Raw genomic sequence first — 22,623 nt, 5'->3', positions numbered from 1 at the left:
AAATGCATTACCTCAGCGAGGCGCCACAACCGCCAGTCGGCTGGAGATAATCCCCGGTGTGTTGGCCTCCGTGTTGCCCAGAACGATAATGTACAAATCATCCTCCGGCCGGTAAGCCATTGAGGTGCGAAAGCCGTTGATGCCGCCGTTATGGAAGATTTCGCGGCTGCCGTTGTATTGCTTAACGATCAGCCCGAATGCATAGTCGTCTTTATACGGCGTGGTCAGTTTTTTCAGGGATTCTGCTGTCAGCAGTTTGCCGCCGTATAAGCCTCGCTCCCAGCGCAGCAGGTCGACGGTGGTGGAATAGAGTGCGCCGGCAGAAAAGGGTATGCCCATGTCCATGTAGTCGGCGTTTTCAAAATGGCCGTTCTTGAGGGAATAGCCTGCGGCGCGATGCGCGATCACTTCTTTTGTGAGGTCGTAGCCGGAGTCTTTCATTTCCAGTGGCGTGAAGATATGCTGCTGGAGGAAGCTCTCATAGCTTTGCCCGCTGACTTTTTCTATCAATATGCCCAGCAGGACGTAGCCGGAATTGCTGTAGCTGTGTTTTTCACCAGGCTGAAAATCCAGCGGCAGGGAGCGAACCAGATCGAGAACCTCGTTCGGTGTCTTGGCGAGCATGGCCACGGACATGAACTCCGGCAGGTCGGTAAAGTTATGAATGCCGGCGGTATGCGTGAGCAGCTGGAATACGGTGATGTCCCGCCAGGCCGCGGGCACATCCGGCAAATAGGCGCTTACCTTGTCGTCCAGTTTCAGCTTGCCGCGCTCTGCTAGCATCATGATAGCTACAGCGGTAAATTGTTTGGTCAGTGAGCCAAGGCGAAATTTTGTCTGTGGAGTGTTGGCCATGTTCCACTCCATATTGGCCAAGCCATAGCCCTTGTTCAGCAGAATTTTTTCACCGCGGGCTACCAATACTGTGCCGCTGAATTGCTTGTCTTTGACATAGGACTGGACAATCTGGTCCATGCGGTTAACTTCTTCAGCGGATGAAACCTGGCTCACACCTGCGAAGGCAAAGGCAAGAATCAGAATTCGCCACCAGCTTTGTTGTTGCCGCATCTTTTTGCTCCTTTTGTCGGTCTTTTTGTTTGGAATTCAGGATTCGCTATCAGTAATGGTTTGCCGCAGGTTGCCGCACACTATCGGTGACCCCAAAATGGTAGGCGTATGCTGGCATACAAAAAATGTCTTTGCAACAACAAAGTGGTCGGGCTTGTGGATGCGGCCCTCGACCGGAAGATGCCACCCCTTGCTTAAGGACAGTCCAGTTCTTACTAGTAGTTAAACTTGTTGATCTGGCGATTGGGGGATGAGCCTCGGGGCTCGCCAAAAAAAACGGCCATACGATATGGCCGTGTCTTTTTCGATCAGCAAACAAAATTAACGGCCAGGCACTACGCGCCAGATGACATTGCCGACGTCATCCGCCACCAGCAGCGCACCTTTTTTATCGACCGCCACGCCAACGGGCCTGCCCATTGCTTTTTCCTTGTCGTTCAGGAAGCCTGTCAGGATGTCTTCGGTGTCTCCGCTAGGATGCCCGTTTGCGAAAGGAACGAAGATGACTTTATAGCCGCTATGCGGTTTTCTGTTCCAGGAGCCGTGCTGGCCTATGAATGCGCCGTTCTTGAACCTGTCTGGGAACAGCTTGCCGTCATAAAACGCCAGCCCCAGGGAGGCCGTGTGCGAACCCAGCGCGTAATCCGGCTTGATGGCCTTGGCGACCAGGTCGGGGCGGGGCGGCTTCATGCGGGTGTCCACATGCTGGCCATAGTAGCTATAGGGCCATCCATAAAAGCCGCCATCCTTGACGGATGTCATGTAGTCGGGCACAAGATTGTCACCCAGCTCATCGCGCTCATTGACGGAGACCCATAGCTCGCCGCTATCGGGCTGCAAGGCCATGCCGACGGGATTCCTGATGCCGCTGGCGAAGACGCGCTTTGCCCCCGTTTTTAGATCAATTTCCAGCACCCCGGCGCGATCGGTTTCAGCCTCTATGCCGTTTTCACCGACGTTGCTGTTGGATCCTATGGTTGCATACAGCTTTGTTCCGTCCTTGCTGGCTACGATGTTCTTGGTCCAGTGATGGTTGATTGTGCCTGCCGGCAGGTCTGCCACCTTGGTGCCTGGGGTTGTAATTTGCGTGTCGCCTTCCTTGTATTGAAAGCGGAGCACTGCATCGGTATTGGCGATATACAGTGAATCTCCTACGAGGACCATACCCAGCGGGGAATTCAGGCCTTCGAGGAATACGGTTTTGGTTTCTGCAATGCCATCGCCGTCTTTATCCCTTAACAGGGTGATGCGGTTCGCGCTTTCCACTCCCGCGCCCGCTTTTTTCATGACCTGCTTCATCACCATGCCTTTGATGCCCTTGCCGTCATCGGGTTTTGGCGGCGCATTGGTTTCTGCCACCAGTACGTCGCCATTGGGCAGGGTATAGATCCATCGGGGATGCGCCAGGCCGCCGGCAAACTGGTTGACTACCAGGCCCGCTGCAGCCCTGGGTTTTACCCCGGCAGGCCAGCCTATGGCTGGCGCAATATTCACGGTTGGGAGCAGGGATGAAGTCGGTTCCGGCAATAACGGATTGGAGCCTATCCCGGCCTTGCTATTACCGACATCCTGGGCAATTGCAAGCGTTGCCAGCGAAGACAGGGATGACAGAACTAGTAAAGGTAAAACAGGTAGCAGCCGACGCACCAGCGTGGGCTTGATCGAAAATTGCTTAACAATGGAATGACTGTGCGGAGTAGACATGGCGCTTTTTCCCTGGACGATGAATCTGGAAAGGGTAGCCGCGTATTGCACTGGGTTCCGTGTGTTGTTGCACATAGCCTGCGGAAACAAGCCATGCCGCTGCCAGGAGCGGACACTATATCCATGCCTGGGGTTAGAAACTGTATGCCACCGTCGTCCCTATGCTGCTATTGCGCCCTGGTGCCGGCTCGAAAAAGCGCCCGTTTGCCTCGTTGACGATGACTGAGCCGGCATATTTCCTGTCGAACAGGTTATCTGCACGCACAAAGGCTTTCAGGCTCCAGTGCTGCCGCGCATAGTGATAGCCCAGGGATAGCGATGCCAGAAAATAGCCTGCGGCAGTGTCGGTATTGCGGTCATCCGCTACCACATTGCCGACGTAGCGTGCTTCCAGCGAGCCACGCCAGCCTTGCAGCGGGGCCCAGTTGAGCGACCCAAACAGAGTTTGGCGCGCAACGCCGGGCAAACGGCTGCCTGTGGCGATGCCCTGATTCACACTACTGCAAGGGGACGGTGAACACACCGTGTCTCTATAAGTTGCGTCCAGCCAGGAATAGGCCGCTCGCACATCCCAGTCGGGGGCGATATGTTGTTGCCAGCCCAGCTCCAGTCCCTGGCGTAGCGTGCGGCCGCCGTTCCTGTAGGTAGTACGTCCTCCCGAATTGCTATCCGTGACGATTTCATTGGCTGTCTCGGTCTGGAACAGTGCTGCCGTCATCAGGCCCTGGCCATTTTTCAGCTTCAGCCCCAGCTCGGTGGTCTTGCTGTTAGAAGCCTTGAGGGAGAAATTCAGGCCCGGCACGTTACCGGGGCGGTAGGCGATCTCGTTCAAGGTAGGGGTTTCAAATCCGCGTCCGCTGGACAGATACAAGTTCAGCACCGGGCTTGCGCGGTAAAGCAGGGATGCAGCGGGCAGGTAAGTCTCATAGCGGCTGGCGCCGCTGTCATTGCCATTCAAGGCGCTGACATAATGGTCACTGGAAAAGAAGCGTATGCTGCTATGGCGCAGACCCGCATCGGCAGTCCAGCGCTCTGATGGATCCCAATGCACCTGCAGATACTGGTCCATGTTACGGACTACATTATCTTCATCCCGTCTTAGCGTGCCCTGTACTCCCAGGATAGGATTCACTGTGCTTCCACTGAAATTGTTATAACCAAGCCTGTGCTCGAACATTTCATCATAGGCTAGGCCAAATGCCAGGTTCAGTGGGCCACCTGCAAGGCTGGTGCGATGCGTCAAGCGTATATCGGCGCCGTCATAGTTGCGGTTCAGGTCTATCACCGCGCCGGGGCTGGTGGCGCTGAGCTGCGCCGACACCGGTATCGCCTGGAACTGCGCGGTGCTGCGCTGGCCGGCATATATCGTTGCGTTCAGGCTGTTCTGTCCATCGATACGCTTTTCTGCCAACAGGCCGCCCTGGGTTTGCAGCACGGTCTTGCGTGTATTGTATTGTTCTGCCAGCGGGGAGCTGCGCGGTGCAGACTCAAACTGCTGTCGGCTTAAACCGAGCGGGTCTTGCGCGCTCAGGTCTACCCGGTTCATGATCAGGGTCAGCTTGCTGGATTCATCCAGGCTCACCCCGAACTTTGCATTCAGCAAGTTCTTCCTGGCCGCGCTGTGCTGTCGGTATCCGTCAGTGATAAAGCGGGTTCCGCTGAGCAGATAATCCATGCCCTTCATGCCGTCCAACACATCGCTTGCGCCGCTGGCCTGGAAGCCGTAGCGGTTGGTCCCATAGCTGCCCACGGCGGCGGAAGTAGTGAGAGTTGCGGGCGCTGTGCCTGCTTCGGTAAATACCTGTATCGCACCGCCGGACGAATTTCCATATAGCGCAGAAAATGGCCCGCGCAGGACTTCCAGCCGGGCGATAGAAGAGATATCAATATTGGAGGTTTGTCCCTGGCCGTCCGGCATGGTTGCGGGAATGCCGTCAATGTAAAGCCGCACGCCGCGCACGCCAAAGCTGGAGCGCGCGCCGAAGCCGCGTATCGACAATTGCAGGTCCTGCGCGTAATTCTGCCTGTCCTTGATTTGCAGCCCTGGCACGCCTCCGAGGGATTCGGACAAGTTGACTTGCATGGTTCCGTTGCGCATGTCGGCACCATCGATCAGGTTCAGCGAGGCGGCTGTGCCGAACACGGAGCTTCCCCTCTTTTCTCCGGTAACGATCACAGTGGGAACATCGGCATTCCCATTGCTGTATTGACTGCTGGAGTTGCTCTTGGCATCGCTTACAGCAATATCCTGTGCTGTAGCGCTCAGTACAGAAATCTGCAACACCGCGGCAGCGAAACCGCGAGCGCATGCCACCCGGCATCGGGATGGCGAAAAAATGCCCCTCAGTGGGGGACTAAAATTCTTCAAGAGTAGTTTTATGGCCATCCGCAGAATACTAACAGAGCCTGCATTCTCCAGCTTTGCGCTTATCCGCTGGGAATGGCTCCATCAAAGCCCTGGCATTCTTTAAGTATTAGCGTCGTCCTATGATCATGCCTATCAGTATGCCGATTCCAGCGGCCACAGCCACCGTCTTGAGTGGATTATCTTGCACGCGGCTCACCGTGGCATCCACATTCTCTTGAAATGTATCCTTCACACTTCCTACCGCCGCATCCAGCCGGCTGATGTAGGATTTAAATGAGTCTGCCGCTGCGGATGCACCTGCCGACAAGGCATCCGCAGTTTTACTCTCCATTGTACTTGCTGAAGGGCCTGCCTTGGCATCGTCACGGGTAGAATCTGGAGTGGCTGCGCCTTTGTCTTCAGGCAGTTTGGTAATTGTAGGGGTATTTGAAATCATGAATTTCTCCTTGCGTTGGACTAGTGAAATGTCGGAATAATATTGTCTGCAACCCTGTCTGCTGCTTCCAGAGCTTGGTCTTCCGTGAGATAAATGTCTTCATCAGGATGGTGAACCAGCACGCCCTCGACTTCTACAGCGACAGACCATCCCTCTATATGTTCCGCTGTGGTAAACCGGACGGTATAGTTTTTGAAACCCTTGGTGATGATCATAGGCATTCTCCCTATTGTGGGACGTAGAGCGTGAATTTGGTGTGCGGCTGCGCTTAAACGAAAAATAAGCGCAGGATACTTAAGCGCAGGATGCGTCAGTTGTTGAACAGCTTTTCTGCAGCAGGTACAACTGGCGCCTGGCCTTTGACGGAATTGCGGTATTTCTGCCTCGCGGCAGAACGCCGGATTCCCTCCGCCTCTACATTGGCCTTTTTTGTTTCAAGCCGCTCAGCGCGGCCCCGGTGCTGTGCGATATGCTTGCTGCCAATTCTTGCTGTCATAATGAGGCTCCTGTTTGTTGATGGGGTATGCTTATCGTCGATGGGTTCAAGGTATGCCGTGCTGGTTTTTTAACTCGGATTTGGCTTCTTCCAACTGCTCGCCAATTGCTTCCAGGTCCATATCTGATTTTTTTGTTTCTGGAAAAAGTTCATTTTCTTCTTCTTCGACGTGATGCTCAATCTGCTCGCTGAGGACCTTGACCTTGGCGTCAAACATCGGGTCTTCGGGTTTCAGTTTTCCGATTTCGGCGATCAGTTTCTTGGCGCCGTCGTGCTCGACCTGTGCCTCGTTAAGCTTGTCGTCGTCTCCGGTCGCATCGCGTGCGGCCGGATAGAAGATGGTTTCTTCAATTTCCATATGAATAAGCAGGGCTGCGCAAACCTTGGTGGCAATCTCAAACTTTGCCTGGTTATCACCGGCATCTTTTGCCTTTTCAAATTCTTCGAATAAGGCTTCCGCTTCGCGATGGTCTGCTTCGAGAAGTTCGATAGCGTTAGGGGCGACGATTGTTGACATGAAAATCTCCTGTGGCGATAGCTGGTTGGAAGCGAAGTAAGTGCAGCTCCATCGTAAGCAAGACCAGCATGACAGCCCATCAGCAATTGGCAGGGCAGCATGTAGGAGCATGCGCCCCTATTGTTGGCCTGCTGAAAGCTCTCATCGCCCTCCTGGTCGTCAAACTCTCTCGATGATGAAAGAATACTTTCTGCCAGTGGTGGCCGTGCGTTCGACTGCGAACAGAGCCGGCTTACGCGATCTGTCAGTTTTATATTGTCATTGCCTGAGACCGCTATGAATAGTCTTCCTCCAGAAAAGGCCTCCACAGCCGATAGCGATTCCATCGCAAGCAAACTTGGCCCGGGCCTGATCACGGGCGCCGATGACGATGACCCCAGAGGCATCGCCAACAATTCTCAGGGAGGCGCTCAGTTTGCTTATAAGCTGCTGTGGGCTGTCCTCCTTGTGGGTATACTGAGAAAGTACTGAAGTAATGCGCTTGCAGGAGTCGATAGGCGCTTCAGACAGGCAGCTACAGCAATGCTTAGTAAAGTGATGTAATGCCAGGCAGCAATCGTGTGCGGCGCAGCCAGAAAACGAGGGGCTAATTTTGTAACTGTCCGGGCGTAATTTTTTTTCTCGGTTGGCTTGATGACTTTAAAGGCATATCAGGGGTATCGACATGAGCGATGTGTTAATTGTAGGTGCAGGCCCCACCGGCCTTGCTTTGGCGCTTTGGCTGACGAAACAGGGTATCAAGGTTCGCATCATTGACAAAAGTGCCGGGCCGGGCGAGACCTCCCGTGCCATCGTCGTCCAGGCACGTACGCTGGAACTCTATCGCCAGCTTGATATCGCAGAGGCGGTTGTTTCTGCGGGCCATAAAAACCCGTCGATAAATATGTGGGCACGTGGCAAGCATCGGGCGCGCATTGTTTTTAGCGATGCGGGGGCAGATATCACGCCTTATCCTTTCGTCACTGTATATCCTCAGGATCTGCACGAACGGCTGCTGGTGGATAAGCTGTTGACCATGGGTGTGGCGGTAGAAAGAAAAACCGAATTAGTTGGATTTGAAGACAAAGGCGAATACGTTGCCGCGCGCTTGCGGCAGGCTGATGGAGCCGAATCGGTGGTGGAAGCGCAATATCTTGCGGGCTGCGACGGCGCACGTTCCACAGTCCGGCAGCAAATGGGAACCGGATTTGAAGGGGGCACCTATAAGCACGCATTTTACGTCGCCGACGTGGACGCAAGCGGTCTGGAGCCGGCTGACGAAGCGCATGGCGCGCTGGATAGCGGCGATTTCATTTTGGTTTTTTCGTACGGCACGGAAGGGCATAGGCGCCTTATCGGAACGGTCCGGGATGAACGTGCAGAAAAAGTCGAAACCCTGACTTTTGACGATGTGCGGCAAGATGCCATCAATCACCTTGGATTAAAAGTGCACAAGGTGAACTGGTTTTCCACCTACCGTGTTCATCACCGCATTGCCGAAGAGTTCCAGCGCGGCCGTGTCTTCTTGCTGGGTGATGCCGGGCATATCCACAGCCCGGCAGGCGGGCAGGGAATGAATACCGGCATTCTTGATGCGAATAATCTGGCCTGGAAGCTCGCCGATGTCATCAAGGGGCATGCTCTCGCGCAGTTGCTGGAGAGTTATGCCCTGGAACGGCAGGCTTTTGCCCGCAAGCTGGTAGCTACCACCGATCGCCTGTTCACGCTGGCAACCAGCGAAGGCGGCGTGGCCGACTTCATTAAGACGCATATCGTGCCGGCCTTTGCCAGTCTGGCTTACAAGATTCACGATGTGCAAGAATTCCTGTTCAAGACGGTTTCGCAGACCACCGTTCATTACCGGGAAAGTCCGCTCAGTGAAGGCAGTGCGGGGGACGTGCAGGGTGGCGACAGGCTACCGTGGACCGGTTCCGTCGGCCCGGACAATTACCTCGGCCCAGCCAAGGTAGAGATAGGCTGGCAGGTCCACGTCTATGGCAGCGCCAGTACAGCACTGCGTACATGGTGCGACGAGCACAGCATGGCGCTGCAAGTGTTTGACTGGAACGACGGCTATCAAAAATTGGGCCTGGCGCGCGATGCGATCTATCTACTGCGCCCGGATACCTATGTCGCTTTGGCCAATGCAGAGGGCTCCGTAGACGCATTGGACCGCTACTTCAGCTCGCGCACTTATACGTGGGCCGGAGCGGCGAAGACATAGAGCGTGGCGTAAAGCGGCCTGGATGGGCTTGAATAGTCTTGCCCATGTAGAGTTGCTGCAGGGATGCCCAGCGTGATCAGGCTGCCTGCTGTAGCGCGGTAGCTCTCTGGTAGAACGAATTAAACTCTTCGTCGGTCGCGAAAGCGCGGCGGGGCACGATATGAAAAAGATAGCTGTTTATACGGATAAGAATGCAGCCCGGCAGTTTAGTAATCGACTGAATGCTCTTCCATGTATGCAAGGTTTCGTTGGCGGTGGTTCGTTCTTCCAGACCTTGCTCTGAAATAGAATAGTGATGCACGCCCAGCACGTCGCTATCTTTGCCAACCGTAAAAAGCGTCCGCAGCAAATTGGATACGACCGTAAAAACACTGGCGGCGATTCCACCGGCCAAAGCTGAAAACGCCGCGGTGGCGATATCATAGGCGCCTCTGGGTTTCCTTGCGAAGAAGATATAAGCGAATATTCCCGCCGTAAGCAGAATGAAAAACACCCAATTTCCCCTTAGCCTGGGGAACATATAGAAATTGACAGCGACGAGATCTTTTTTCTTGAGGTCTACTGAAATGTCCATGAACTCCTGCCTATGTATTGAGAACTGCATTAAGGGCGCTTGATTGTCTGATTGTGGTTGATTGCATGCATCAAGCGGAGGCTATTTCTTGTGAATCGCTGCCTTAACCGAAGTCATGGCCATGCTTTAGTTGATTGGCATGCGTAATGTGAAGTAATTGTAGAGCCGGGAAGCAGAGGTAGGATCCAGGTTGCTTAGCGCGATCACAACATAGCCGCCGGCTTGGTGCGAGATACTTAATTCGCCGTTCATACCTCCAGCGCCGCCGCTGTGTCCGTACATGCGATTGGCTTCTGCTCCCTGAACAAAAAACCCGTAGCCGTAATGCTCAGCCTGATCGCTGGTGGCTTGCTCCAATGTTGCCAGGGACAGTAGCCTGCCGGATTGCAGGTTTTGCGCGAAGCGCAATAGATCATTTGCCGTTGAGTAGCCGCCACCCGTCGAGGTGCCGCGATAGGGCAGCATTTTGGCATTGGATGTCCAGGTGCTCCTTACTTTCATATAGCCTTTGGCCCTGCCGGGTACATCAATGTTTTCGGGTAGAGAACCTGTATCGTTCATACCCGCCGGTGCAAAGATAGCTTTTTGTACGTAGTCATAGTAGGACATACCCGATACCTGTTCGATGATGGCGCCAAGCAGTACGTAACCATAGTTGGAGTAGCCGAATCGTGCGCCGGGTTTGAAGAGGGGCGCGCGATTTTCAAACAGGCGCACGTAATCGGTATGTTCCTTCAATTCGGCCTGGTTCTTGTAGAATTCCTGCACGAAAATATCGCCTGTGCCTCCGGTATGCGTTAATAGCTGGCGTACCGTGACGGTTTCTGCGATTTCTTTGTTCGCGTAACCTGGAAGAATATTGCCGACCGTGTCGCTCAGTTGCAGCCTTCCCGCATCGATCAGTTGTAAAATCGCGACGGAAGTAAACATCTTGTTCATCGATCCGATACGGAATTTGGTATCTATGTCTATCGCTTGCCTGGCATCTTTGTCCGAGTATCCCCAAGCACCACTCAGCAGGGTTTTATCATTGTGGGTAATTAGCAAAACACCTGAGAACTTATCTTCGGCGGCAAGCTGGTCGGCGCGCTGTTTTAATGCGGCGACCGCTGCATTCAGCGAGAGGCGCTGCGGAGCAAGGTCAGCAGGCATGGGAACGCGGTTGAAGTCTTGATATAGCAGCTTGTGAGTCTTGTCGGTTGATACCGATAGCTCAATCGTGCCATAGAAATCTGAATCAGCTTCCTTCAATAAGGCCTTGAGTGAATACGGGGTGCTTCTCTCCATGCGCACTACATTCAAATCTCCGGTGATGTCATGAATGTTGATCATCCTCTCAGCAGTCAGCCTGCTCGAATCATTGTTCTTCACAAAGACAGCAAGATCTTCGGGTTTGCCTTTATTGAGAGCCGTGATCATTGCAGCTAGCACCTTGCCGGCAGGTGTAGCCGGAATAACTTGTTCTGCATATGAGAGGGGCGGGAGAAGCGTAAACAGCAGCGTCAATACGGCGAAGGTTTTACGCATTGGACAATCTCAATAAGTCGATCGGGGTGGCGATACAAAATCCAGGTCGCGGTATTCCGCAGCGTGGAGCCAAGCAAAACGCACGATACTATATTGTGTTCAAAATGACAATATTGAAATAACACTTATGCAGCGTGATTGTTTGAGGGGGCGCATGGGAGGTGGGAGGGTGGTTTTGAAGGGCACCGTTGGATGGCGGCGCGCCCTTCAATTGGATACTACTGTATTCGACATCTTCAGGTCCTGCTTATGGAGGGGAAGATCGTTTCCAATCTTCCCCGTATTGGTGAGGCATTCTCAGGTTGATGGAGCGCGGCCAGTCCCCACGCCTACTGCGGGCTCCGATGCTGCCAAGCCAGCCCGACGGCGGTGCGCGGCAGGAAGCCTGGCCATTTGCCTTCCACGGCCAGCGGTGCCAGATCAAGATAGTTCTGCAAGCTTTGCCCTTTCAAATACACACCCAGAAAAGCGCTGACGAAGTGCTGGTTGATGTTGTTGATGCGGCGGCTGTCCCAGGCCGGCTCCGCATAGGCCATGAAATCATTGGGATGCGCATTGGCTGCCGGCGGGCCGGGGTTGGGGGCGACATTGTGGCGGGCGTTCTGGTACACCAGCAGGTAGCGCTCGGCGTTGACGGCGCCTTCATACAGGCGAAGCACACCATTTTGGTAGCCGGCCACGTCGTCCTGGTCGCCTGCGATGAACAGCAAGGGCACGCGCAGGCCGGCCAGGCCTGCCGCATCGATGACCTCTACAGTGCCGCGTCCGCCGCCCCAGGGGGCAAAGGCTACCACGGCCTTGATGCGGGGATCGCGCTGTGCCTCGTACTGCGGATTGCCTTGCTGTTGCGATGCCAGCTTGCCGCCGGGGGCGAGCGATACCGCAGCGGCGCTGACGCCGGCACCGGCGGCATTCAGCGCGCCGTAACCGCCCATCGAGTAACCCAGCAGGGCGGTATTGCCGGCATCTGCCAGGCCCGCCAAGAAATGGCCGCTGCCTGCGCGGCTATAGGCGGTGATTGTGTCTATCACAAAGCGGTCGTCCTGGGCCCGGTTCAGCAGCGTGCTGGCGAAGCCTGCCTTGTCGGCGCGGGTGGACTCAGCATGGTCTATCGCCACCACTACGTAGCCTTTGGAGGCCAGATTTTCTGTCAGATAGCTCATTTGCAGGCGCGATCCGGGGTAGCCGTGCGAGACGATCACCAGGGGGTAGCCTTGCTGCGCCGGCAGCGGGGCGGCATCGCGCGCCGCACGGCCTGCGAATTGAAAAGGCGTGTTCGGGCGGGCGGGGTCATTGGCACCCGCTCCCAATACGTCGGTATACAGGGTTTGTTCGGCCTGGCCTGCCGCCAGCTTTGCCGGATACCATATCTCCAGCTTCAGCTTGCGGGTGTAGCGCGGATTGGGCTGGGCCTCGCTGTAGCGCAAGATATCCAGTTGGTCTGCATGCTCTATCTCCAACGTGCGCACGCCTACCGCCAGCTTACCGCGAGCAGCAAGTTCCGGCGCATCGGGCCGGGCATCTCCGTAATATTCCTGCGCGTGCAGTGGCATCAGAGCCGCCGTAGCAAGCAGGGCGGCCACGGCGATATTGCATACTGTCTTCATGATAGCTCCGCTTGTTTGTGAGCCGGGTTCAGGCCCAGGTGTTCTCGCAGGGTGGTGCCCTGGTAGGTCTTGCGGAAGAGGCCGCGGCGCTGCAGTTCTGGCACTACCAGAGACAGAAAATCATCCAGGCCGCCCGGCAGGGACGGTGCCATGAAGTTGAAGCCGTCTGCCGCCTCCTGCTCAAACCAGGCTTGCATCTGGTCTGCCACTGCTTCGGCGGTGCCGACCACGGTGAAGTGGCCGCGCCCGCCGGCGATTCTTTCATAAAGCTGGCGTATGCTCAGGTTCTCGCCCTGCGCCAGATCGGTCAGCAATTGCTGGCGGCTGCGCTGGCCGTCTTGGGTTTGCGGCAGCTCCGGTAGCGGGCCATCAAGCGGGTAGGTGCTCAGGTCAAAATTGCCTATCATGCGGCCCAGCAGGGCCAGGCCGGCTTCCGGCACGATGAGTCGCTGCAACTGGCCAAACTTGTCTTCCGCTTCTGCCTGCGAGCTGCCTACCACGGCAAATAAGCCCGGCATGATCTTCAGCGACTCTGCCGCGCGCCCGTGTGCGGCCAGACGACCCTTCATGTCGCGGTAGAAGGCCTGTGCCGACGCCAGCGAAGGCTGGGCCGTGAAGACGACCTCCGCCGTTGCCGCCGCCAGCGCTCGCCCGGCTTCCGAACCGCCTGCCTGCACCACTACCGGCCGCCCCTGCGGGCTGCGCGACACATTCAACGGGCCAGCCACCGAGAAATGCTCGCCGCGATGGTTCAGCGGGTGGATCTTGCCTGCATCCGCCAGGCGGCCGCCTTGTTTATCGTTGATCAGCGCATCGCTGTCCCAGCTATTCCACAAGCCGGCCACCACTTGGTGAAACTCGCGCGCACGCTCATAGCGCGCGGCATGGGCCACGTGCCGATCTCGGCCAAAGTTGGCAGCCTCTGCAGCATTGTCTGACGTGACTAGGTTCCAGCCTGCGCGGCCTTCCGATATCTGGTCCAGGGAGGCAAACTGGCGCGCCACCGTGTAGGGCTCGTTATAGGTCGTGGTGGCAGTACCTATCAGGCCGATGCGCTCGGTGGATGCTGCCAGTGCCGACAGCAAGGTCAGCGGCTCCAGCGTGGGTACGCCGCCTGTCAGCGCCAGACTGTCGGCAAAGAACACCGCATCCAGGCAGGCCCGCTCGGCGCTGTGCACTTGCCGGCGGAACACGGCGAACGGGTTAGACTCCAGATCCGTATCAGGGTGCCGCCAGGCAGCCACATGGTGGCCATGCCGCATCATGAAGGCAGCGATACTGAGCTGCCGGCGTGCGGGCTGTGCAGTTTGCAATGCAGCTTGAGATGCAGTTTGAGATGAGCTAGACATGGAATCAGAACTCGCTGCGTGCAGTAATTCCGAAGTAGCGCTTGTCATCGCGCGGCACAGCGCGGGTGACATAGCCGGTTGCCGCGACCAGGTTGGTGGCATAGGAACGGTTGGCCAGGTTCTTGCCGACCAGGGCTACGCGCCAGCCGCTGGTAGGCGATGACAGTGCCACGCCGGCATTGATGATGCCGTAGGCGGACTGGATGGCGTCCGGCGATTGGAACAGGTCAAACTGGGTCTTGCTCTGATAGGCGTAGTCAGTCGAGAAATCGGTGATCAGGCCGTTATCCAACGTTAGCGCATAATTGGCACGCACAAAGGTCTTCAGCTTGGGCGAGAACGGCAGCGGTTTGCCGTTCAGGTTGCAGGAGGCGGCAGCCGCTGGCGGGCAGTTGAAGTTGTCTATGCGGGCATCGGTGTAGGCCAGCGCGGCATTCAGCGTTAGCGCGCGGGTGGGGCGTGCGGTCAAGTCCAGTTCCACGCCCTTGGTCGAGACATCGCCGGCGTTGATCAGGCGCGTTACCACGGCACCGGCCACGGTGTCATAGAAGTTGGCCTGGTAATTGGCATACTTGGTATCAAACACGGCCAGATTGGCGCTCAGGCGGTGCTCGAAGGCGCTCAGCTTCAGGCCCAGTTCAAACGAATCCGAGGTTTCCGGCTTGAGCGCCAGCGTATCGCGGTTCAGCATGTTGAAGAACACATTGTAGGCCGGGCCCTTGTAGCCGCGTGAGTAGGTGAAATAGACATTGGCATCGCGGGATAGCTCATATTGCAGCCCCAATCGGCCGGAGTAGCCGTCTTCGCTGGTGGAGCCGGTATTGCTCACGCCCGGCTGCACGCCCGGAAAAGCCACCGTCTGGGTGGAGTTGCGCGCGTGGTCATAGGACAGGTTGTCGCGCGTCCAGCGGGCGCCGGCGATCATGTTCCATGCCGGCGACAGGTGCAGCGTGCTTTCGCCAAACAGCGAGTAGCTCTCGCTCTTGACGCCATAGTCGGCCCGGCCGCTGTCAACACGGGCGGCGCTGGTGACGATGCGCTGATAGACTTCGCGGTCCTTGCCGTTGAGGTAGAAGCCGCCGACCACGTATTCGGCGAACTGGTCTTTTGGCGACGCCAGACGCAGTTCCTGCGATACCTGGCTGAATTCCACCGTGCCTATATCGCGGGTGGCCGGGAAGGCCGCCGTGATGCGCCCGATCTCGGCACCATTGCCAATGGCCGAGGTGCTGGTGTACTGCTGATTATCCCAGTCGCGCACGGCGCTGATCGAGGTCAGCGTGTAGCCGTTCTTGCGCCAGTCTATCTGCGCCGACAGGCCCTTGTTGATGTCGTGGATGTCGCTAGGCAGGTCGGCGTTGACCTGGCGGCTCTCCGGGCCGGCCACTGCCGGTGCAATGGCTTGTGAGAATACGGCGCTGGTCGATTTGTAAGGCGTAAAAGTAGGGGAAGAGTTGGAGCGCAGATAGTCTGCGATCAGGGCGACGTCGAGGTCGCTGCTGGGTGTGAGGTCCAGGCGCGCGCGTACCCCTTTGCGATCGTAGCCGTTTAGCTTGCCGCCGCCGCTGTGGACGTTATCGACATTGCCTGCGTAGTCCGCATACAGCGCAGTGACAGCGGCCTTGAGTACGCCCGGCTGGATGGTGCCGGAGAGTCCGGCACGCACGCGTTTTTCGTCCCCCTGGTAGTAGGATGCATCGACAAAGCCGCTGGTCTGTTCGCTGGGTTTGCGGCCTACCACGTTCAGCACGCCGGACGAGGCGTTTTTGCCGAACAGGGTGCCTTGCGGGCCGCGCAGAATCTCTATGCGTTCTATATCGAGCAGGTCCAGCGTTGCCTGGCCTGGGCGCGCATATACCACGCCGTCTATCACGGTGGACACGGTAGGCTCCACGCCGGGTGAGGTGGAGATGGTGCCTATGCCGCGTATGAAGATGGTCGTGTCCTTGTTGCCGCCTTGCTGGCGGAAGGTCGCGCTGGGCACCTGCTGCACGATGTTGTCTATGCTGTTGCGGTTGTCATGCGCCAACTGGTCGCCATCCAGTACCGACACGGCTACCGGCACCGATTGCAGCGATGCATCGCGGCGCGTGGCACTGACTGTGACCGTGGGCACGGTAGAACTGTCTGCGCGGTCCAGGATGGAAGAGGCAGGCGATGCGGATGCATCCACATCGGCCGCTCCTGCTGCTGCCGCTCCTGCTATTAGGGCGCCCGAAGCCAGTATGCTGAAGCGTTCAATATTGCGGTTCTTTTTCATGGTTGTTCCTGAGTGTGATGTAAATTGGCATGGGCCGGCGTCCAGCCCGCAATGTGTTCCTTATGCAGAAAACCGCTTTCCTTCCTCGATTAATCTGCTTAGGCAGCGCCGCGTTCTCTGCTATCATTTTTATGGTACCGGTACCGTTTTTTTAGTGTCGCGGCTCGCAACAGTGAAGTCAAAGAATATAAAAAATTATCGATATATCATTTAGGAATATTAAAAATTGAGTGAGCAAAATACCCCTCGCAAGCGCCGCGGCTCCGGTCGTGCAACCATCCATGATGTGGCGCGGCTGGCGGAAGTGGGTTCGATTACGGCATCGCGCTATTTCTCCGACCCCAGCCGGGTAGGGCAGGAGCGCAGCGCGCGCATTGCCGCCGCCGCCAAGCAACTGGCGTATGTGCCCAACATGGTGGCAGGCGGGTTGGCCTCTTCGCATGGCCGCGTGGTTGGCATGGTGATTCCCAATATCTCCGGGCCTATTTTTGCGCCCACCATACAAAGCTTCAGCGATACGCTGAATCGCCACGGCTACCAATTGCTGCTGGCGTCCAGTTATTTCTCGGCCAAACAGGAAGAGAGTGCCGTGCGCGCCTTCCTCGGCTGGTCGCCGGCGGCACTGGTGGTGACGGGGCGCTTTCATAACCGCACGACCGAGAAACTGCTGGCTACCGCAGGCATCCCGGTGGTGGAGACATGGGATTACGCGCCGCGCCGCAAGCCCATCCAGGTCGGCTATTCCAACCACGCAGTGGGCGAACAGGCAGCACGCTACCTGGTTAAAAAAGGCTACCGCCGCATCGCCTTTGTGCAAAACAGCCTGGCGGGCGACCTGAGCGCGGTTGACCGCAGCGACGGCTACGCGGCAGTGATGCGAGAACACGGCCTGGAGCCGCACATCTATGTGCCTACCGCCGCCGCCCCCTTTGATGCCGGCCGGCAGGCGATGGAGGCGCTGTCCCTTGCCAATGGCAGCGGCAAGCGCCCGCCGCCGGCAGACGCCATCATCTTCGCCAACGACAACCTGGCCGCCGGGGCCTTGCTGAGCGGGCAGCGGGCAGGCCTGCGCATGCCTGAGCAATGCGCCATCGTCGGCTTTGGCGACTATGCGTTTTCGTCGCTGCTGCTGCCCAGCCTGACCACCATCCGTCCACCGGGCCGCGAGATAGGTGAAATCGCTGCGCTGCGCATCCTGGAGCAACTGGGTGTGCTGCCCGCGCCGGAAGGCGACACTCGCCTGAACCTGCTTGAATGCGAATTGATAGAGCGCGAAAGCGCTTAAATTAAACGAGAATTAAACGAGAAATATGAATATGAAAAAATGGATCACCGCGCTGCTGCTGGCAGCCCCCTTGCTCGCGCAGGGTGCTAGCCCAACCGCCATCACCATCGGCTACCAGAAAAGCAGCGGCCTGCTGGCCATCCTGAAAAACCAGGGCACGCTGGAAAAAGCCTTTGCCGCACAATCGCTGCAGATCAAATGGATAGAGTTTCCTGCCGGACCGCAGATACTGGAAGCCCTTAACGCGGGCAGTATCGACTTTGGCAGCACCGGCGCACCGCCGCCGGTATTCGCTCAGGCCGCCGGGATAGATCTGCTGTACGTGGGCGCAGAGCCTGCCCCGGTCAATAGCGAAGCCATTTTCGTGCCCAAGGATTCTGCGCTGCGCGCGGTAGCAGACCTGAAGGGCAAGCGCATCGCCTTCCAGAAAGGCTCAGGCTCGCATTTCCTGCTGGCTTCTGCCTTGCAGAAGGCGGGGTTAAAGCTGGGCGATATCGTCCCCATCTACCTGTCGCCATCGGAAGCGCGGGCTGCTTTTGTCAGCGGCAATATCGATGCCTGGGTGGTATGGGACCCATATTTTGCATCTGCGCAGAAGTCCTACCAGGTGCGGGTATTGAGCGATTACCAGGGCTTGCCGCAAGCGAATGGCTTTTACCTGGCATCGCGCCGCTTCGCCGAACAATCCCCCAAAACCGTGGCGGCCCTGCTGGAGCAGGTGGCGCTCACCGGGCAGTGGGCCAACCAGCATCAGCATGAAGTCAGCGCCATGCTGGCGCCGACCATGGGGCTGCCGATAGAGATCGTAGAAACATGGCAGCGCCGCACCCGCTACGGCGCCATCCCGGTCAGCACTGACATCGCCGCCAACCAGCAGCGCGTAGCCGACCTGTTCTACGAGCAGAAGCTAATTCCGAAAGCCGTCAGCGTTGCTGGCAAGGTCTGGGTTTGGCAGCGGGGTGGGGGGAGGTGAGTGGCGGGGCAGTAAATGTTTTGTAGTTGCGCTATTTGTCATGGCGAAAATTTCGATAAGGCATGTTGTTTGAGTGCCGCTGAGCGATTGGTTTTCAGGCAGCTAGCTTTTGCCTGAAGAGGTCTTTCAAGACGGATTTGATCAATGCCTTGCCTTCATCAATGGATGAAATTTGTCTCGCGCTAATCCTCTTTCTCCCCGGATGAATGAATAGCTTCGCTCATTCGGGCGAGCTGAATGTTGAGGGCGACATGTGTTATTACCTCAAGTATTTCGTCCAGGCTGTAACCCACTTCATGCAAGCGCTGAAAATCCTGCTCACAAAGCGGCCCCGGTTTGTCGATTATCGTCTGGACGAATCGCATGCAGGCGCTGTCCTTGGCGTTGTGGCTGGTGCCCTGTTCATTGGCGGCCATTTCAGCACCGTTCATGCCAGCCGCGCGGCCGTAGTCGCGCAGTGCGTCAAGCCCAACAACACAATGGCCGCGCCGGGCCAGGTAAATCGCAATCCGCAGGCAGGTTTGCCGTTGCAGGCTGCCGGGCTGCGCCAACGCATCCTGTGAGGCGTTTACCGGGATGGCTGTAAAATTATTGCTGAAGAAAAAACCTTTTTTGTCGTTCGTATCCATGATGGGGGCCGTGAAGATTGATTGCTGTGGACCCTATTTTGCGAAATAATGGTGCCAAAGAGAAAGCTTGCTTGACGTAATTCAGTATTTCGCCAGGAGTAATGAATGGATCAGATCCACCTAATGAATGTTTTTGTTGCCGTGGGCGAAAACGAAAGTCTCGCCGCTGCCGCTCGTCACCTTGACCTGTCGCCTGCGGCAGTGACACGCGCCATTGCCGGCTTGGAGGAGCAATTGGGTGTGAAGCTTCTATTGCGTACCACGCGCAATGTAAGACTGACGGAGGCCGGCAGTCGTTATCTGGACGATGTTCGCAATATCTTGACGAGTATTACAGAGGCAAATGAGGCTGCGGCAGGGGTGAACTCTGCACCGAAAGGAAATCTTTCCGTCACTGCGTCTGTGCTTTTTGGAAAAAACTTCGTCATGCCTTCCATTGTCAGTTTTTTGAGGAACTATCCGGAAGTGGAGGTGTCTGCGTATTTTCTGGACCGGGTCGTCAATCTTGTGGATGAGGGGGTAGATGTCGCAGTGCGGATAGGTCACTTGCCTGATTCCAGCCTGAAGGCGCTGCGGGTTGGCCAGGTGCGCCGCGTGTTGTGTGCTTCGCCGGAATACCTGATGAAAAATGGCGTTCCTCAGCACCCGACAGACCTGCTAAGCCATTCGATTGTTGCGGCAAGCGGCATATCACCCCGCGTAGAGTGGAAATTCGGTGGTGCGGATGAGCCCACAACGGTGCGCATGAAGCCGCGCCTGACTGTGACCAGCAACGATGCTGCGATTGACGCGGTTACCTCCGGGCTAGGCATTTGCCGGCTGCTGTCTTACCAGATCGCGGCGGAACTGACGGAAGGGCGCCTGAAAATTGTCCTGGCGGACTACGAAGAAGAACCATGGCCGGTACATGTGGTGCATCGGGAAAGCAAGTTTGGCTCGTCCAAGGTACGCAATTTTATCGACATTCTTGCTGCAAATCTGCGCGCCCATCCGCATCTGAACTAAATCTGAACTAGATATGAAGCGCAATAGTCTATTGCGCGGGACGTCGTTCCCGGATAGCGCCTGCCTTTCTACAATTTAAACACCTTAAACCGAGGTTTTAATTTTGAAAGGAATTTATCATGAACAACTCCCATGCTTTCTTTCGTACCGCTGCTGCAGTCACTTTCGCGCTGGCAGCACACGCCTCACTAGCCGCACCCGTTGGCGAAAAAAGCACCGCCAATGTAGCCAGCACGGCCAGTGTTGCCTACCGTAATGTAAAAGTCGATGGCGTGAATATTTTCTACCGCGAAGCGGGACCAAAGAATGCGCCCACTCTGCTGTTGCTGCACGGCTTCCCGACATCTTCCCAAATGTTCCGCAACCTGATTCCCCAGTTGGCCGACCGTTATCATGTGATTGCACCTGACTATCCAGGCTATGGACAGAGCGACATGCCGCCTATGGACAAGTTCACTTACAGCTTCGACAATCTGGCCAAGGTCGTCGATAAATTCACCGAGGCCGTTGGCGTTTCACGCTATGCGCTGTATGTGCAGGATTACGGTGCGCCGGTAGGGTTTCGCCTTGCCGCCGCACATCCGGAGAGGATATCGGCCATCGTGGTCCAAAACGGCAATGCCTATGACGAAGGCCTTGACAATGATTTCTGGGCACCCTTGAAAGTGTATTGGGCCGACAAATCCGAAGCGAACGGTGCCAAGCTGCGTCCGTTGTTCGAGCTTGGCGCAACCAAATGGCAGTACACCGAGGGCGTGCGCGACGTACAGCATATTAGCCCAGATGCCTGGACTGTAGATCAAGCCTATATGGATAGGCCGGGGAACAAGGATATCCAGCTAGAATTGTTTTACAGCTATGGCAGCAATCCCGGCCATTACGCGGAATGGCAATCCTATTTCCGCAAGTATCAACCACCTATGCTGATAGTCTGGGGCAAAAACGACAAAATCTTCCCACCTGCCGGCGCCCATCCTTATCTGCGTGATTTGCCGAAAGCAGAGCTGCATCTGCTGGATACCGGCCACTTCGCTTTGGAAGAAGACAGCGCGGCTATTGGTGGCTACATGCGTTCCTTCCTTGGCCGCACACTCAAGGCTGGTAAATAGATGTTGACGGCGGCGGCCTGGAGCCGCCGCAAAATTGAAGGCTGTTGATAATCAAATCCGGGGTTGCGGTGATTGCTGGTTGGAATTGCCGACAATCTTTATATCAAAGAAATTTACTGCCGAAATAATTGGCTTTACCTGGACCAAAGTTCGATCACGACGACCGATAGCACCAGACCTATTGCGGACCAACGCAAGAGTTGCAGCTTATGCGCCAAAACACGACCTTGATCAACTAACGCGTGATCCTCGTAATGCGTGAATTCTCCGGCTGAAAGTTTTCGCAATACTTCACGTTGAAAGCCATTGTTGCCGCCGTCATCAGTGCCCCATAATTTATTGTTTTCGTTGATTTTTCCTGTGGCTTCCGCAACTTGCTCACAGTAGGAATAGAACTGCAGCATCGTTGGGATCGCATAGATGGCATAAGCGAGTCCAAGTATTAACAGTGAAACTAGGCTTGCATTACTCATCGTTAGACTCGTCTTTCGTTACGTAAATACAGTGGCGAATCTCTAATTTATTTCGATTTACGGGGCAATAATCTCAAGCATCATTTTTTAATCAAAAGAAATGCACTCACAGCCAGACGCTAAGCATTGGCGGTGCACGTCATTTAATTTTAAAAATCACGTCTATGGATGCTTGCAGTTTAAGTGGCGGTATCACGAATAGATCTATGCCAACCGCCTGGCGTCGCTCGATTTCTGCATGGGATGATGAGCTTTCACTCACCAGACCAATGGCTGAGCTTAAGGATTTGAGCTTGCCTTCCGACATCGCCGTTACGGCACCCAGATGCTTGCCATAAGCACTTACCATCCCAGTTGCTTTTCTTTGCGCGTCCTTGGCGGCCTCGATTGATAAATCCAGCTCTATCTTGTCGCGCGTTGTGGAATCAAAACTGGCTTCGACTTTATCAATGTTATTCAGTTTCAAAAGTGCTGAGATGATGGCCTGCCATTTTGTCAGATCGCGTATTTTGACGTACGCGCCGTAGCTTAGCTCAACCACTTGCCCACCTGAATTAGGGTTTGCGGCGTCTTTTTTTATCTCTTTCCTCAGGTCCCGTATTGATATGTCCGCGTCAGGGATTCCCTGCTGCGCAAGCAAGGATCTGACTTCCGCTAGCCGTTCCACGGCAAGGGCCAGTGCCGCCTCTGCATCGGCGTCGCTCGCTTTGACATCAAATGCAAGCTCGCCCTTGTCTGGAGTGACGCTTACATAGGCCATTCCTATCGCATGGATAAACGGATAGTCTGGTAACTGGGAGGCAAAGCCTGGGACGTAGAAGCAAAACGAAAAAACGATGAACACTATTTTTTTAAGCATTATTGTTCCATGTCGAAAAAAGTAAGCCGGACTACCTGATGGCGGTAAATGAAATTTGAAGTTCGCTGTAGCTGGGATAGCGCCTAATCCTGCCTATAAAAAGCAACATCGGTTAAAGGGTGAGTTCGATTGGTGAATCCAGAATGATCGACCATAGCTGCAGCCCCAACGACTGCCCCTT

At 56.0% G+C, this 22,623-nt stretch carries 20 protein-coding genes and 1 pseudogene; 6 read left to right on the top strand and 15 right to left on the bottom strand.

Annotated elements, in window-relative coordinates:
• Positions 1-12: 12 nt before the first annotated feature.
• From IEW12_RS04930 to IEW12_RS04900, 7 genes are all read right to left on the bottom strand, one after another.
• Positions 13-1,068: a serine hydrolase domain-containing protein gene (locus IEW12_RS04930; RefSeq protein WP_188564831.1), complete on the bottom strand. Its 1,056-nt coding sequence runs from the start codon at positions 1,066-1,068 to the stop codon at positions 13-15.
• A 321-nt stretch (positions 1,069-1,389) separates the two neighbouring features.
• Positions 1,390-2,772, bottom strand: a complete 1,383-nt coding sequence (locus IEW12_RS04925; protein ID WP_188564830.1) for a PQQ-dependent sugar dehydrogenase — start codon at positions 2,770-2,772, stop codon at positions 1,390-1,392.
• 133 nt (positions 2,773-2,905) lie between these two features.
• The gene (locus tag IEW12_RS04920) at positions 2,906-5,086 is read right to left on the bottom strand and encodes a TonB-dependent receptor family protein (RefSeq protein WP_229750924.1); all 2,181 of its coding nucleotides are present in this window, start codon (positions 5,084-5,086) and stop codon (positions 2,906-2,908) included.
• Between the two features lie 160 nt (positions 5,087-5,246).
• Complete coding sequence (locus IEW12_RS04915; protein WP_188564829.1) at positions 5,247-5,576, bottom strand: glycine zipper domain-containing protein; 330 nt, start codon at positions 5,574-5,576, stop codon at positions 5,247-5,249.
• A gap of 20 nt (positions 5,577-5,596) precedes the next feature.
• Positions 5,597-5,791: a hypothetical protein gene (locus tag IEW12_RS04910; protein WP_188564828.1), complete on the bottom strand. Its 195-nt coding sequence runs from the start codon at positions 5,789-5,791 to the stop codon at positions 5,597-5,599.
• A gap of 95 nt (positions 5,792-5,886) precedes the next feature.
• Positions 5,887-6,072, bottom strand: coding sequence for a hypothetical protein (locus IEW12_RS04905; protein ID WP_188564827.1), 186 nt, complete (start codon positions 6,070-6,072; stop codon positions 5,887-5,889).
• 46 nt (positions 6,073-6,118) lie between these two features.
• Positions 6,119-6,589, bottom strand: coding sequence for a hemerythrin domain-containing protein (locus tag IEW12_RS04900; protein WP_188564826.1), 471 nt, complete (start codon positions 6,587-6,589; stop codon positions 6,119-6,121).
• Positions 6,590-6,865: 276 nt separating this feature from the next.
• Here IEW12_RS04900 and IEW12_RS28770 point away from each other — a divergent pair.
• Both IEW12_RS28770 and IEW12_RS04895 read left to right on the top strand, forming a co-directional pair.
• Positions 6,866-7,036 (top strand): annotated as a pseudogene (locus IEW12_RS28770) (divalent metal cation transporter); the annotation flags it as partial.
• 217 nt (positions 7,037-7,253) lie between these two features.
• The gene (locus IEW12_RS04895) at positions 7,254-8,792 is read left to right on the top strand and encodes an FAD-dependent oxidoreductase (protein ID WP_188564825.1); all 1,539 of its coding nucleotides are present in this window, start codon (positions 7,254-7,256) and stop codon (positions 8,790-8,792) included.
• Positions 8,793-8,868: 76 nt separating this feature from the next.
• Here the strand turns inward: IEW12_RS04895 and IEW12_RS04890 are convergent, their stop codons facing one another.
• From IEW12_RS04890 to IEW12_RS04870, 5 genes are all read right to left on the bottom strand, one after another.
• Positions 8,869-9,366: a YcxB family protein gene (locus tag IEW12_RS04890; protein ID WP_188564824.1), complete on the bottom strand. Its 498-nt coding sequence runs from the start codon at positions 9,364-9,366 to the stop codon at positions 8,869-8,871.
• Positions 9,367-9,492: 126 nt separating this feature from the next.
• Entirely contained in the window at positions 9,493-10,893 is a 1,401-nt protein-coding gene (locus IEW12_RS04885) for a serine hydrolase domain-containing protein (protein WP_188564823.1), read from the bottom strand.
• Positions 10,894-11,222: 329 nt separating this feature from the next.
• Positions 11,223-12,500, bottom strand: coding sequence for an alpha/beta hydrolase family protein (locus IEW12_RS04880; protein WP_188564822.1), 1,278 nt, complete (start codon positions 12,498-12,500; stop codon positions 11,223-11,225).
• Positions 12,497-13,849, bottom strand: coding sequence for an LLM class flavin-dependent oxidoreductase (locus tag IEW12_RS04875; protein ID WP_188564821.1), 1,353 nt, complete (start codon positions 13,847-13,849; stop codon positions 12,497-12,499). Before IEW12_RS04875 ends, IEW12_RS04880 begins: the two co-directional genes overlap by 4 nt.
• Positions 13,850-13,853: 4 nt before the next feature.
• Positions 13,854-16,109 (bottom strand): TonB-dependent receptor, encoded by a 2,256-nt coding sequence (locus tag IEW12_RS04870; protein ID WP_188564820.1) that lies wholly within the window; start codon positions 16,107-16,109, stop codon positions 13,854-13,856.
• A 226-nt stretch (positions 16,110-16,335) separates the two neighbouring features.
• Here IEW12_RS04870 and IEW12_RS04865 point away from each other — a divergent pair, with 226 nt between their 5' ends.
• Positions 16,336-17,394, top strand: coding sequence for a LacI family DNA-binding transcriptional regulator (locus tag IEW12_RS04865; protein ID WP_188564819.1), 1,059 nt, complete (start codon positions 16,336-16,338; stop codon positions 17,392-17,394).
• Positions 17,395-17,425: 31 nt separating this feature from the next.
• Positions 17,426-18,367, top strand: a complete 942-nt coding sequence (locus IEW12_RS04860) for a sulfonate ABC transporter substrate-binding protein (protein ID WP_188565662.1) — start codon at positions 17,426-17,428, stop codon at positions 18,365-18,367.
• 182 nt (positions 18,368-18,549) lie between these two features.
• Here IEW12_RS04860 and IEW12_RS04855 read toward each other — a convergent pair whose 3' ends face one another.
• Positions 18,550-18,996, bottom strand: coding sequence for a carboxymuconolactone decarboxylase family protein (locus tag IEW12_RS04855; protein ID WP_188564818.1), 447 nt, complete (start codon positions 18,994-18,996; stop codon positions 18,550-18,552).
• Positions 18,997-19,101: 105 nt separating this feature from the next.
• On the opposite strand from IEW12_RS04855, the gene IEW12_RS04850 reads away from it, so the two are divergent.
• Positions 19,102-20,001, top strand: a complete 900-nt coding sequence (locus IEW12_RS04850) for a LysR family transcriptional regulator (RefSeq protein ID WP_188564817.1) — start codon at positions 19,102-19,104, stop codon at positions 19,999-20,001.
• 119 nt (positions 20,002-20,120) lie between these two features.
• Positions 20,121-21,110, top strand: coding sequence for an alpha/beta fold hydrolase (locus tag IEW12_RS04845; protein WP_188564816.1), 990 nt, complete (start codon positions 20,121-20,123; stop codon positions 21,108-21,110).
• 134 nt (positions 21,111-21,244) lie between these two features.
• Here IEW12_RS04845 and IEW12_RS04840 read toward each other — a convergent pair whose 3' ends face one another.
• Both IEW12_RS04840 and IEW12_RS04835 read right to left on the bottom strand, forming a co-directional pair.
• Positions 21,245-21,583, bottom strand: coding sequence for a hypothetical protein (locus IEW12_RS04840; protein WP_188564815.1), 339 nt, complete (start codon positions 21,581-21,583; stop codon positions 21,245-21,247).
• A 139-nt stretch (positions 21,584-21,722) separates the two neighbouring features.
• Positions 21,723-22,442: an SIMPL domain-containing protein gene (locus IEW12_RS04835; protein ID WP_188564814.1), complete on the bottom strand. Its 720-nt coding sequence runs from the start codon at positions 22,440-22,442 to the stop codon at positions 21,723-21,725.
• Positions 22,443-22,623 lie beyond the last annotated feature (181 nt).

The sequence above is a fragment of the Parundibacterium terreum genome, assembly GCF_014636315.1.
In the GTDB taxonomy this organism is placed as follows: Bacteria; Pseudomonadota; Gammaproteobacteria; order Burkholderiales; family Burkholderiaceae_D; genus Undibacterium; species Undibacterium terreum.
The sequence above is the reverse complement of the archived record's forward strand: the minus strand, read 5'-3'. Positions and strand labels throughout refer to the sequence as shown.